Source organism: Bdellovibrio sp. MYbb2, from assembly GCF_056175685.1.
In genome coordinates this window covers 836,374-849,135 of record NZ_JBJKJI010000001.1, presented here as the reverse complement: position 1 = coordinate 849,135, position 12,762 = coordinate 836,374, and the positions used below count along the sequence as shown (strand labels likewise).

At 48.7% G+C, this 12,762-nt stretch carries 14 protein-coding genes and 1 other RNA gene; 4 read left to right on the top strand and 11 right to left on the bottom strand.

The features are described from left to right. Positions 1–48 precede the first annotated feature (48 nt). From ssrA to AC04MQ_RS04170, 4 genes are all read right to left on the bottom strand, one after another. Positions 49–394, bottom strand: a transfer-messenger RNA (tmRNA) gene (gene ssrA, locus AC04MQ_RS04185). A gap of 333 nt (positions 395–727) precedes the next feature. Further along, positions 728–1,867: a DUF4423 domain-containing protein gene (locus AC04MQ_RS04180; RefSeq protein WP_475391181.1), complete on the bottom strand. Its 1,140-nt coding sequence runs from the start codon at positions 1,865–1,867 to the stop codon at positions 728–730. Between the two features lie 157 nt (positions 1,868–2,024). Beyond that, complete coding sequence (locus AC04MQ_RS04175) at positions 2,025–2,915, bottom strand: hypothetical protein (RefSeq protein ID WP_475391179.1); 891 nt, start codon at positions 2,913–2,915, stop codon at positions 2,025–2,027. Between the two features lie 165 nt (positions 2,916–3,080). Next, complete coding sequence (locus AC04MQ_RS04170) at positions 3,081–4,442, bottom strand: hypothetical protein (protein WP_475391177.1); 1,362 nt, start codon at positions 4,440–4,442, stop codon at positions 3,081–3,083. A gap of 138 nt (positions 4,443–4,580) precedes the next feature. On the opposite strand from AC04MQ_RS04170, the gene AC04MQ_RS04165 reads away from it, so the two are divergent. Further along, positions 4,581–5,273: a phosphatase PAP2 family protein gene (locus tag AC04MQ_RS04165; protein ID WP_416479799.1), complete on the top strand. Its 693-nt coding sequence runs from the start codon at positions 4,581–4,583 to the stop codon at positions 5,271–5,273. On the opposite strand, the gene AC04MQ_RS04160 is transcribed toward AC04MQ_RS04165, so the two are convergent. After that, on the bottom strand, positions 5,274–5,981 hold the full coding sequence (locus tag AC04MQ_RS04160; RefSeq protein ID WP_475391175.1) for a M48 family metallopeptidase: 708 nt from the start codon (positions 5,979–5,981) through the stop codon (positions 5,274–5,276). A 90-nt stretch (positions 5,982–6,071) separates the two neighbouring features. Here AC04MQ_RS04160 and AC04MQ_RS04155 point away from each other — a divergent pair, with 90 nt between their 5' ends. Further along, the gene (locus AC04MQ_RS04155) at positions 6,072–7,046 is read left to right on the top strand and encodes a serine/threonine protein kinase (protein ID WP_015092678.1); all 975 of its coding nucleotides are present in this window, start codon (positions 6,072–6,074) and stop codon (positions 7,044–7,046) included. A 58-nt stretch (positions 7,047–7,104) separates the two neighbouring features. Here the strand turns inward: AC04MQ_RS04155 and AC04MQ_RS04150 are convergent, their stop codons facing one another. The 4 genes from AC04MQ_RS04150 to AC04MQ_RS04135 all read right to left on the bottom strand — a co-directional run bounded on the left by AC04MQ_RS04150 (position 7,105) and on the right by AC04MQ_RS04135 (position 9,972). Next, positions 7,105–7,632 (bottom strand): hypothetical protein, encoded by a 528-nt coding sequence (locus AC04MQ_RS04150; RefSeq protein ID WP_051026338.1) that lies wholly within the window; start codon positions 7,630–7,632, stop codon positions 7,105–7,107. A gap of 135 nt (positions 7,633–7,767) precedes the next feature. Continuing rightward, complete coding sequence (locus AC04MQ_RS04145; protein ID WP_015092680.1) at positions 7,768–8,271, bottom strand: hypothetical protein; 504 nt, start codon at positions 8,269–8,271, stop codon at positions 7,768–7,770. Positions 8,272–8,490: 219 nt separating this feature from the next. After that, complete coding sequence (locus AC04MQ_RS04140) at positions 8,491–9,306, bottom strand: extracellular medium-chain-length polyhydroxyalkanoate depolymerase (protein ID WP_015092681.1); 816 nt, start codon at positions 9,304–9,306, stop codon at positions 8,491–8,493. Positions 9,307–9,477: 171 nt separating this feature from the next. Next, positions 9,478–9,972 (bottom strand): hypothetical protein, encoded by a 495-nt coding sequence (locus AC04MQ_RS04135; protein WP_015092682.1) that lies wholly within the window; start codon positions 9,970–9,972, stop codon positions 9,478–9,480. A gap of 86 nt (positions 9,973–10,058) precedes the next feature. Here AC04MQ_RS04135 and AC04MQ_RS04130 point away from each other — a divergent pair, with 86 nt between their 5' ends. Beyond that, positions 10,059–10,931 (top strand): LysR family transcriptional regulator, encoded by an 873-nt coding sequence (locus AC04MQ_RS04130; RefSeq protein WP_041578093.1) that lies wholly within the window; start codon positions 10,059–10,061, stop codon positions 10,929–10,931. Between the two features lie 470 nt (positions 10,932–11,401). Continuing rightward, complete coding sequence (locus tag AC04MQ_RS04125; RefSeq protein ID WP_038450245.1) at positions 11,402–11,704, top strand: hypothetical protein; 303 nt, start codon at positions 11,402–11,404, stop codon at positions 11,702–11,704. A gap of 13 nt (positions 11,705–11,717) precedes the next feature. Here the strand turns inward: AC04MQ_RS04125 and AC04MQ_RS04120 are convergent, their stop codons facing one another. Together AC04MQ_RS04120 and AC04MQ_RS04115 are read right to left on the bottom strand one after the other, a co-directional pair. Continuing rightward, on the bottom strand, positions 11,718–12,296 hold the full coding sequence (locus tag AC04MQ_RS04120) for an NAD(P)H-dependent oxidoreductase (RefSeq protein ID WP_015092686.1): 579 nt from the start codon (positions 12,294–12,296) through the stop codon (positions 11,718–11,720). Beyond that, positions 12,293–12,739 carry a DoxX family protein gene (locus AC04MQ_RS04115; protein WP_015092687.1) on the bottom strand — a complete coding sequence of 149 codons (447 nt, stop codon included), beginning with the start codon at positions 12,737–12,739 and terminating at the stop codon, positions 12,293–12,295. The genes AC04MQ_RS04120 and AC04MQ_RS04115 overlap by 4 nt, the downstream gene beginning before the upstream one ends. Positions 12,740–12,762 lie beyond the last annotated feature (23 nt).

Below are 12,762 nucleotides of genomic sequence, written 5' to 3'. Positions count from 1 at the left end.
AACTTAAAAGCCATAGGCCCGCCAAGCCGTAGCCCGGAGGGCGAAGGATGGTGGAGGCGGGGGGAATTGAACCCCCGTCCGCAAATGATCCACGATAAGGCGCTACATACTTAGTCAGTGTTTTAGATTGGTCCTCGGGCTTCCACAGACAAAATCCCTAAGACCTCTCCCCCAGTAAATTTAAGCATGTCTGCTGGAGAAAACCCAACACGCCGAGGTCCCTAAATGACGATCAATCCAAGTGCGGAACCACCACAAGGTTGATCGTGCTGCTTAATTAAGCTGCAAGTGCGTAATCGTTGCCAATTACAAAGTGGACGTTTTTAACGAGGTCCTCATCCGCCCCGGTATGCTCCTTATGCTTCAGCACCCACGTCGAAGCCAGTACGCCCCCATAGTGTGTGAACACATCGTCTTCATTGTCCCTTAGTTTCGGGCAAATGAAAACCGGTTATCCTTCCCATTTGCACCCCTGTTTTCAACGATTAAATTTTTCGTGACGCAGGACTTTTGTCTTGCTTAGGTGGTGTCATCCTAACCAGATCCTAACGTTAGCAAGGGACAATTTACGCCAAATGATTGAGATATCCACCATTTATGGGGCTATTCCACAGAGTTATCCACATTGTTGGCTGAAAAATGGGGCAAAACTGACACCAAAATTTAAGAATCTTAAATTTATCCGAGGGGCTGTCACGTTCAATGACAGCCCTTAGATTGTTCAGAATTAACGGAAAAGGTCGGCAGCGGACGCTGCAGTTGCGGCTAGAGAGCTCACATTGGAGCGTTCATTCTTCTGTTCTTTAGCGCTGACAGGGGCAGCCGGAGCGGCTGCTTGAGGAACTGCTGGAACCTCAGCCATCATCACAGGAGCTTCCACCGGGGTCGTCTCAACGATCGGAGTTTCCACCTGGATGTCCAAAGCGGACTTCATCGCTGGTGCTTTCACCGCAGATTCAACCGCGTTGGTCACCGGGAACAATTGGATGTTCAACTGGTAAACTCTTTCGCCCTTGTCCTTCATGCGCGCGATCGAGTTGTCCTTGTGCAGGGCTTTTCTCATCTGGCGCAGTTTGAATTTGATCTCTTCAAACTCAGACTTGGTCAAAGAAAGGGTCAGTGTGCCGAATTCACGCTCGGTCGGCTGATCCTGGTACAGGGATTCAAGACCCAGGTACATCAATTGGGATTGCAGCTTACGAACCAACGCCACCGGGATTTCTTCCGGGGAATCCGTCAGACTGCGGGCTTTTTTCAGTTCACCCGTCACTTCGTCACGGCGAAGATCGCCGGAAGAAATCAGAGTGGAAAGAGCATTGTCGATTTCATCTTCAGAAGCTTTGCCACGCAGAAGGTTTTTCAGCGTCGCGGTATCGAAGGACACACCGTCCTGATCGATCATGGCGTAAATGATCCACGCCACCCAGTTCGGAACTTTTTCCCAGGTCTTGCGATCGATTTCGCCGGATTTCAGCTTCCCCGCCACACGGTGTTCGCTCAATTTCTTGAGGTACATGTTGCGTTCAGCCGGATCCATCGCTTGCGTGAATTGAACCAACAGGCGGAATTCTTCGGTCTGATCTTTCATAAAGCCCAGGGCTTTACCGAATTTACCGATCATGTCGTCGGAAAGATTTCTTTTTCCTTCGATGATCATTTTCAGGTAATTCGGGGATTTGATATTCGCAGCGGCAGAGAACACAGCATACGTGTATGCACGCAAAGAGCCTTTGGAAGCCTTACGTTTATAAAGATAGAAGTCCGCCAAGAACTGGCGATAGTTCATGTAATCAGATAATACGGGCGGAACGAGCGAACCCATTGAAATTTCTTTGCCTTTGCTAAACTCTGGCTGGCGGTTTTGCATAGAAATGGTTCTCCTTTGCACTCAACTAGTTCACCTGATTTGAATCCTCAAAACAAGCGGATTTGGCGCAAAGATCCTTAACTTATTGCAAGGCATAAAAAAAGGGACCCCTATTGGAGCCCCTTTTTTTAGTCTAAGTTTTAAAACGCTGAAATAACTAGCGACGGGACAACTTCAAAGTCACCCCGCGAACATCCAAGTCCCCACGAGTGTAAAGCACGATGCTGGAAGCCGTCTGACCGATCACAGCATTTTGCGGGTACACAGTTTGGCGGCGACCATAACGATCCACCTGGATTGTTTGACCCTGGTTGAAGCCGTTGATCAGAAGATCAAGCAACGCCACATTGTAAACCGCAGAAGCATCAAGCTCGATCGCCTGGATTCTGTAACCACGGTAGCGGTTCATATCCAGGTACATGCCCAGATCCAAACGGTCATTCCCGTACAGGCGACGGTTCACATACAACGGCACGTCGATGGTGCGCTCAGGACGACCTGGAGGATTGTATGAATCCTGATCACGCAAGTTTACGGTGACGGATTCAAGCTGGGCATTGCCACGGATTTCAAGTTGCAAAGTGCGGATGTCTTCACCCAAAACTGCGCGATACTGCGGGCGAAGCAGAACAGACCCTTGCGGAGAATAAACACTTTCCTCGCGACGGCCATCGGTCAGCAAAGAAACTTCGGTGTTGTAACCGCTGCTGCGGAATTCTGCTTCAACAGATTCAACAACATAACCACGATAGTTTTCACCGATGCCCGCCAACTGGCGAAGCTGCAAAGTTTCGTTGTTCACACGACGGTTCAAATAGATGACTTTACGTTCCTGACGACCTTGACCGCCACCATTGCCAAAATCATCCCCTGGATAACCCGGAGCTGGAATCGGAGCCGGTCCGAAGTCACCTGGAAAGCCAGGGCCGACATCTGGGATTGGCGCTGGGCCCGGACGAGAACCACCCGGCACGATATAGGCTTCAGCAGCAGCTGTGAAAAGAGTGATCGCGGCAAAAGAGAATAAAAGGCTGTTTTTTAGAGTCATTATGTCCCCCAAGTGGTTAGAAAGTTCCCCCACCGACCCTTAAAGCAACCAGCGTACCAACGCTTCGCGGGCCAAAATGACCCTGAAAAACGAAAAAAGGGCCACTGACCTTGGAGTATCAGTGACCCTCAACACATTAACCACCCCGAAGGGTTCTTTTAGGGACTATTTCAAGTTGTCATCAGTAAGATCAACGATAGGTTTGATCTTACGCATGAACGTAATCGCGAACTGATCTTGAGCATAAGTTGCGCGTTTTCTCATTTTCAAAGCCAGACGAATCTGACCCAAACCGTTGTTAGCAACCAAGCGTGCTTCGCCAATCCAGTTTGCATAAGTCAGTTTGGTGTTGTTCAAAGAGATCAAATCCAAAGTGTCTTCCTGATCTTTCGCGATACGGGAAAGAGGAATATTCACACCTGTCCCCGCTTCTGGAGCCAGCAATGGACCTGCGAAAGCCAGCAATTCGCTGTTGCCACCTTTCATCAAAACTGTGAATCCGGAACGACCGTTCACAACTTCGAAAGAGGACATTTTCACGGACTTCACTTTGTCTTGAGTGTTTTCACCCAGATAAGTATTTCTCATGTACTCGCGCAGAACCAGATATTCCGGGTTGTCAGAATAGTTTCCTGGAAGTTTAAAGAACAAGTCAGCAGAAGAATTTCTGAACACGATATTGATGATCGCAGAAGAAGGGCTTGTACCGATTTTCAAGCGCGCGAAAGTCGTTTCACAAGCACCATCCAGATCCAAACATTTCACAGTGCCTTCCAAAGCGCGAGCGCCTGTGGAACGTTCGCCGTTACCAGCGCGCACCGATCTGACCGGAGCAGCAGAACCTTCGCCGGAAGAACCCGCCACGTTGTAAACCTTAACGTCATTACCTTCTTTGATTTTCAAAGTGATGATCACATCGCCAGACATGCCATCAACAGACATTTTCGCAGACTGAACAGAAGCTGCTGCTTCATTGTTCAAACGACGAGTCTCATAACTTACTTTTTCGTTACGAGCTCTTAGATAGTTCAAAAGCTCATCAGTGGAAGAAGAAGTATAAACCAGACCGTCTTCAGTCACGCCACCGGTCATACGTTTTGTCAGGTTGTCACGATTAAGACTGTTTGGATCTTTCTCGTTATAATCACCAGGAATCACATTCGTGCCCGGAGCCGGAGCTGGACGAGTCCCCACCACTGGCGGAGGAGTTGTTGGAACCGGAGCCGGTGGAGGTGTCGGATTGGAAGTCTGCGGCGCCTCGGGAGTTTTTGGTGGAGGAGGAGGCGTCGGAGTCGACGGCTGTTTACCCGGAAGCGGTTGAGGCTTGCTGCCCGCATTAGGATCTGCAGGATCAGGAAGACCGCCACCTAATTTGTCGTTGGTGTCGCTTGTCTTATTAGAGTCAGTTTGAGTCGCCTCTTTTTTAGGCTCACTGAATACGTCTTTTTTCTTACCGCACGCAGTAAGAGACAAAGAAGCCAGCAACGCTGCCGTGATGATTGTATGCTTGTGAAGCATTGGTAACATGAGAAACCTCCAAGAATTCTATCAATAAACCAATTCAGAAAGGACCTTTAGCAAGGCTCGGGCCAGATTTCGTCACCCCTCATCAGGCCTTGTATTTCAATACAGATAGGTTTTAGACTGGCTTTGAGAAGGAATTACATGCCTGTACAACAATTCGGCGAGCTTCTGAGCGACCCAAAAAAACTGATTCGACATATTCTTAAAGTCACCCTGATTGCCCTGGCCCTGGCTGGTTTGGCCTTGGTGTTCGTGGATCAACAGGCTTCTTTGTATTTTGCTGAACAAGAAGTCAAAGGCCTGATCCGCGCCCCGGCCCGCATTCTGACGGACATCGCTTTGTCCGAGTACTATTTCGTGGGTTCGTTGCTGGTGTGGATCTTCTGCAAATGGATTGGACCCCGTTTAAGCTTCCTGCAAACACATCTGGACCGCGTGGATTACTATCGCCGCTGGGCTTTGAATTTCTTTGTGGCCTTGCTGGTTTCCGGTGCTATCACCCATATCATCAAATTCAACGTTGGCCGTCAGCGTCCGCATAAAACACCGGATTTCGATCCCTACGTGTTTGACCATTTCACGACTCACTGGCACTGGCATTCATTTTCTTCCGGCCATTCGCAGGTGATCTTCACTGTAGCAACCATGCTAAGTGTGGCCTTCCCGCGCTTTAAGTGGTTCTGGATTCCGTTTGCGATGCTGATTTGTCTGACCCGCGTGGTGGTGCATGACCACTTTGTCAGCGATATTATCTTTGGCGCGTGTGTGGGTTATGTCGGCACTTTGCTGGCCCTGCAATTGATGCGCAAGAAAACCAGCAACGGCATTTACTAGCTAAGTTTCAGAAAGGAATTCCACCAGATACTGGGATTCCTTCATCGTTTTGACGATGTCCTTATAATTTTCAACGTACTTTTCGACCAGGCCCCAGAAATGACTGGAATGATTCATGTGCTGCAAGTGTGCCAGCTCATGCACAATCACGTAATCGATGATTTCCTGGGTGAACACAATCAGTCGCCAGTTTAAGTTAATCACCTTGCGCGAAGAACAACTGCCCCAGCGGGTCTTTTGTTCGCGGAACTTCACCTGTGACGGGTGCAGGTTCATTTCACCCGCCCAGAACTTCACACGTTCACTGAGGAATTCCACGGCTTCGCGTTTATAGAAGTGGCGGATTTCTTTCAAAGCTGTCGGATGCTCTTCAATCAGCGAATTGGCACTCCAGTCATTTCTTGGAATGTGAAGCAGCAGGTGTTCATCGGTGATCGACACGAAAGTCTTCTTGTGAAGGGTGATGACCACTTTTAGCTTTCGTTCTTTGCCTTTGAAGGGGAAGTTTTCATAGGCTTTGATCTTTTTATCGGGGAATTTTTCGGCGATTTCCTGGAACTTTTCAAAGTTCTTTTCAATCCAGTCTTTTTTTGCCATCAGAAAATCAACGATGACCTTCTGAGTTGTGCTTTTCGCCGCAACCACTTTGATCGGCTTGTTCGGATAAAGATAAATGGAAACCGAGCGACGAAAATTCCGTCGATGCACCTCTACAGGCCATTTTGCGAAGAGAAAAGTTTCTTTGCCGCTCATCAGTCAGAGAATGACTTAAGCCTTAAAAACTGGCAAGATCTGATAATGGATAAAAGCTCTTCTTTTTACAGTCTGGACCCCGAAAAAGTGCTGCTGGCAGCAGAACACGCGGGCTTTTATCCTACGGGCGAATTCACACAGCTGAATTCCTATGAAAACCGCGTTTTTGATATCAAGCTGGAACAGCCAAGCTTTCCCGGGGCCCAAAGCAACAACGTCATTGCCAAATTCTATCGCCCCCAGCGCTGGAGCAAAGACGCCATCCTGGAAGAACATGAATTTCTGCTGTCCCTGAAAGCCGAAGGCATCCCGGCCGTGGCACCCCTTTTACAGGGCCATGATTCGACCATTCAGGAAGTCGACGGCATGTACGTCGCTTTCTTCCCAAAGGTTCTGGGCCGTATGCCGCAGGAATTTTTATCCGGCGAACTTCATAAAGTCGGCCGCCTGATGGCACAAGTTCACAACGTGGGCGCCAGAAAGCCCGCCCCCCACCGCCCGACATTGGACACCAGCTATTATGGTGGCTGGGATACGTTGGACCATTTGCAGGACTGGATCACCCCGGAACTGCGGGAACGCTACAATATCGCGGCTGAAGATATTCTGTACGCGATTGATGATAGCTTTGATACGTCTGAATTTATCCGCATTCACGGCGACTGCCATAAAGGCAATTTACTGAATAACGGCAAAGAATTCTTCCTGGTCGACTTTGACGATTTCGTCAATGGCCCGGTTATTCAGGATTTCTGGATGCTGTTATCAGGTGACGAAGACAGTCTGGATGACGAGCGCACGCAGATCATTCAAGGCTATGAAGAACTGCGTGAATTCCCGGATCATCAGTGGTCCTGGATTCCGATGCTGCGAGGTTTGCGGATTATTTCCTATGCCGGATGGATTGCAAAACGCTGGACGGATCCAAGCTTCCCGCGCCTGTTCCCCGAATTTAACAAATACACCTATTGGGCGGAAGAAGTTGAAGCCCTGGAAAAAATCGCCTGGAAAATCGGATAAAAAAAAGACCCGCGTCACAGCGGGTCTTTTCATTTCAGCCATTCATATAGCGGAAGAATCAACGACGACGAAGTGCCGGGTTGATGGAATTTGACGGCAGAATGTCTTTTTCAGGACGCGCGCTCAAGTTTGTAACTCCCTTTTGCAGTCCCTTGCGTGGCAACCGCATTTTAGGCTGAGCCGTCGCACGGGAGTATTTTTCCTCACTGCCGCGGGCAAAGCTCATTTCATCAATAGTGGCTTCATTGCGTGCATGAGGAGTGGCCTTGCTGCTGGCGGATTTTCTTTTGGCAGTGCCACCGATGGCTTTAGACGCCCCGGCGCGACGAGTGCGAAGTTTTGGCTTATCCGCTTTCATTTTCGCACTGGCGGTTCTTTTCGCTTTAAGCGTGCGGGTTTTTGCTGCGGATTTAGGTTTGGCGGTTTTGCTGGCGGCGGCTTTTTTGCGCACACTGCGAACTTTAGTTCCACTCACTGCTTTTTTTGCGCTGGCGGACTTTCTGCGCGTTTTTTTTGAGCTGCCGACAGAACTAGCGCGAACGGCTTTTTTTCCACGTGAACTTTCTCTTACTTGTTCGTGTCTCATGATTGGCTCCTCGGTTGGTTCATGTTGTTGACTCTAGTTTAGAGAACTCTTTCCGAGTGACCTTAAAAAACAGGTCAGTGCTGTTATAAAACAAGAGCCGCTCTAGGCGGCTCTTGTAACGGGGATTCGGCTGTCTTACTGGCCCAAAGTAACTGTGCTCAGCTCGATAGTTTTTGTTCCCTTTTCACCCGTATGCACGACCTTCACCACGCCAAATGGTACATCCCCCCACCACATTGTTGTAGTTCCGTCGTCATCATCTTTATCAAGAACGTCATGTGTTTTCGTGAACTTACAAGTGCTGTATGTGCCCGCTGGTACAGTCACATCCTCCATCACCCCACCACGAGCCACGCACGTGGTGCTGATTTCAGTCCACTTGGCTGGAGTGTACATTTTTTTGGTGTACTTGGTTTCCATCTTTTCCCACTTGCCCACCATAAACCACGATTTTACCAGCCACTTCATTGTGGTCGGATCCTGTTCCAGAATCTCTTTGGATCCTTTGGCGTCAGTGGATGTGCCGTCTGTGCCCACCACGGTGCCCGTCCATTCGACCTTATCCCCGACCATTGGGTAAGCGATCGCATAGTTTGCTGCCAGGAACACGATACCGGCAAGAATGTTTCTTGCTTTCATAAAGACCTCCTCGTCTTGGTTTGGTTTGAATTTGGAAGCCTAGGTTGAACTGAAGAAAAAGTTCGGTCGTCTTTTTTCTGGGATAGCTGCAACCTTACACCCACCAAGACCCGCAACCCACAAGAGGAAGGCAATCTGCATGTGATTGATCAGTTAAGAAATGAAAAAAGCCAGGTCGTGACGCCTGGCTTTTGTTAATTGAACGATATCTGTTTTCTACTATTTATGGTTGATGAACCAGTTGGTGATCAGCTCGGGAGCTTCTTCCAGCCACTCGTGCCGGGCCCAAGGGCTGACGAACATCTCGGTTTCCACACCCTGACTCTTTAAAACCTCGTGATACGGATACATCGTGCGCACCGGAACCACCGGATCCAATCGGCCGTGCAGGAAAATTGTTGGCGGATGATTCTCCGGAACCTGCGCCGGAACAAAACACATCGGCCCTCCACAATCAGCATAAGACGCCGAGTGAACCGCAAGGGCTTTAAACACCCCTGGGAAGGCCACCGCCATACGGCTGGAATGATATCCACCGCTGGAGATCCCTGTGGCATACAGACGATCCATGTTCAGCTTCCCGAATTCCCCATTCCCCATGGCTGCTAAAAGCTCTTCCACGAAATAGCGATCTTCAGAAGTGTCATAATCAATTCCCACGATATTCGTCATCCAGGCCACACCTTCAATCGCCGGCGGAGCAATCACCGCAAAGCCGGAATCAAGCAGCGTCTGGATCAGACGAATTTCGTTATATCCGCCAGCAATCATCAGACTGCTGCGGGAAAACTCCACCGGAAAAAGACTGCCCTGATACAAAATGACCGTTGGCCATCCCGCTTTCGGTGTCTTTCCTTTGGGCAGGGAGTACTTCACGTGACGGGTTAAATGAGGACCGGAAACAAGCTTTTCCAAATAAGGGCACGTCAGGCGATCCACAAGTCCCGTGACTTCACAGTTGGATACCTTCTTTGCCGCTTGAGCCGACAGACTCATCGCCACAGCACCAAAGACACCTGCTAAAAGTTTTTTCATCCGGGACTCCTTTGTCCAAACTCAAACCCGAGGCCACTATAAAGGCACCGGCCTTAGTTTGTCCCCTGAATCAGTTGACGGTTTTCCAAGTCTTTTGTCAAAAAGACCCTTTCAGCCGCGACTCAGAAGCCCCGAAATACCACTTTGTCGTAGGATATTTCCTTCAGCAGACTAGTGGCAGAACCACTTTGTGCCTTTTCCTGTCAGTTCTGTGCCTTGAACCTGCAAAGTCTTCAAAGTCATGGCTACAAAGGATTGCAATGCCTGTGGCGGCTTTTGTTCCAAAATCATCAGGAACTCAAGGCCGTTGCTGTTGGCAACATTCAAAACCAGCTGTTGATCATTGTAGTTGTTCACGCTGCCGGTTTTTCCTGGCTCGTCGCTGGACCCTTCGTTCGTGTATTGGACTTCGCTGCCGCAGTTACGGCTAGGGCATTTGCCGGCAATCCAGGTTGAAAGATCGTAAGTCACTTTTCCCTGATCATCGAAAGTTACAGACAGTTTCTGCGCTTTGCTGCCCGTGGCAGAGTCCGCTTCATTCGTGCAGGTGATCTGCTTCGGAAATGAACACTGATAGCTGCTGGCGCGATCAAGGAAGCAATCCGCCTGCGCCGCTGTGGTGGAAAGAATCAAACCGGAAAGAACCATCAAAGACTTTAATTTCATTACAACCTCCTACGTTGTTGGAGGCGAAATTATTTTCAAACAAAGTATTTGTATAATTCATATATTTCATTTTACTATGATTTTAAATGAGTTTACTGAGCCCTTCCCTTGAAGCTTTCTGGGCCGTCGTCCAAAAGGGCACGGTCCTGGAAGCTGCTAAAATGGTAAATCTCACCCAGACAGGGGTGACCCAACGAATCCGGAGCTTGGAAAAGCAACTGGCCGTGACGCTGTTCACCCGCTCCCGTAAAGGCATGCGTCTGACCCAGGAAGGGGAATCCCTTCTGCGCTATGTCCAAGCGGCCCGCGATCTCGAAGGGGACACCCTGTCTAAAATTTCCGGCAAAAAAGAATCCAGCTTCTTTGAGGTCTGCATCAGTGGCACCTCCACGCTGATGCGTTCGCGGATTATTCCTAAAGCCAGCTTGGTGATGAAAAAGAATCCGAAACTGCGCGTGCGTTTTGATATCACCGACACCGACAGTGTTTTGGGAAAACTAAAAACCGGTTTTGCGCAGATTGGGGCTTTGCCTGCCAGTCAAGTGGGGCTGGAACTGGATTCCAAGACGCTCGCGCCGGAACGATATGTTCTCGTCGGGACTTCCGCGTGGAAGAAAAGAAAGCTCGATGATATTTTAGCCAACGAGCCGATTATTGATTTTGATCCGCAGGACACTGTGACCTTGGATCTTTTAAAGAAATACAAACTTGCCGGCAAAGCGCAGAAACTGCGTAACTATGCCAACAACATCGATGCGCTGACGTATATGCTGCAACAGGGACTGGGTTATTCGACCCTGACAGAAGAATTCGCACGGCCTTATATTAAAGATGGCAGTCTTTGTCTTTTGGCCAATGATTTGCATTTGGATTATTCCGTTGCATTGGCATGGTATCCGCGCACCGAAATGCCACCGTACTTCAAACAACTCGTCGAATCTTTGACAAAGAAAATTTAGAAAAACAAAATCATTCGCGACTTAAGTTCCAAGTTGGAACTGGGTAGGCGCACTTCTGGTGCGCCTAAGTAGACGAACTGAATTATTTCATAAATTTCAGTTTACTTTTTAAGCAACATTGGAGATATTGGCTTCACTCTATTGAAAGGAGGCCATCAATGAATTTGATGAACATTAAAAAATCCAATCACCAAGGATCCGCAGTCATCGGGATGGCCTCTGATATCCAATCATAGGTACTCAGATTCAATCCCACGACAATTGAACTGCTATTCTAAGAATTAAAGCGCTTTGCTGCGTCTGATTCTTGGTTCTTAACCCAAAACAATTTTATTTTTTCAGTCCCTCAGGCGCGTTCGCATGGGGCGATTTCGTCTGACGGTCTGAAATTTCAACTCTTGCATTCGCACGGTCAAAACGGCCTTTTGCCACCGCGCTTTGCAAGCATCATTAATCCTGAGGAGGAAGCTATGAACGCTCTAATGCGTAAAAAGAAAGAATGGGAATTCCAAAACGAACGATACTTTATGAGTCTCGTCGAAACCTCAGCTGATGTTTCTGTTGAAAGCGTGAAAAAGGCCGGTCAAGTAACAAGCTTCCTTCTGTACCTCGCGTACAAATCCACAAGGATGATGCTTGCATTGGCGTCTTGGACGATCAATGGACCGAAACTCGTGCGCTATTCAAATCCAGAAAAGTCTTTCGAGACCTTGGAAACAGAAATCAAGCTGCTGGAAACCCGCTTACAAAATCCATTCAGCCTGCAAAGGTAATTGGGGGAAGGGCTTAAACGCCCTTCTTGCCCAATTCGTAAGCTTTTTTAAGGAAGGCCTCAATCTGTGGGGCCTTTCTGTTTTTCACTTCATCAAACTGTGTGACCTTGACCGGTTTCACACCGCAAAATTCCAACACGGTGGTTTTCATCATATGAATCGCCGGATTGCGGTTCACAAATTTATTCCACCACCACGGGGCATCCGTCGTAATGATCAATCTGCCCGTGCGACCTTTCAACAAACGATCCCAGAACGGATCGTTCTTATGATATTTAAATGCAAAACCCGGAAGCAGCACGCGATCCAGGAGGCCTTTTAATAAAGCTGGCACCGTTCCCCACCAGATGGGGTAAACGATCACGATGTGTTCAGAACACAGGATGTCTTTTTGAATTTGCACAAGATCTGGTTCTAGTTCCTGAATCTGCAAATAGCCTTTGTGCAAGATCGGATCAAACTGCAAACGCGACAGATGCACAAGCTTCACGTCAAAGCCTGATTCTTTTGCTCCATCAAAGTATTTCTGCGCCAAAGATCCGCAAAGGGCCGTCTCGTTCGGGTGACCATTCAGAATAAGAATCTTTTTCATGCAATACCTCCCACATACAAAGCGGCAATGAATGCGACTTGCACCAGGCCCCGCTGCAGCACGGACAATTGTTTGGCGCCCCTGAAGCGGATGTCGTGTTTGGCGGCGTAATAGTTAGCCGGGAAGACCAGAATCAAAAACACGATCAATGCTTTTGCGGCAAACGGGCGCGTGACGGGATCTGCCAGATCCACAGCGCCCAGAATTTCCAGCGCCCCGGTCACATAGACCAATAGCATTTTGGCCGGGAACACCGGCGGGATCATTTTCACAAATTCATGGCGAAGCGGCGTAAAGTGGCTGACCCCGGCAAAGAAAAAGACCTGAATCATGATCCACAGCGCGACCTCATTCCAGGTGGCCAGCAATCCAACAGCCCTGGCTGTCAGCGCCAACAAAGAAAACACGATCAACATACGGTAAAAGGCATTGAGCTTTTTCATGTTTACAATGTTAACATTAATGT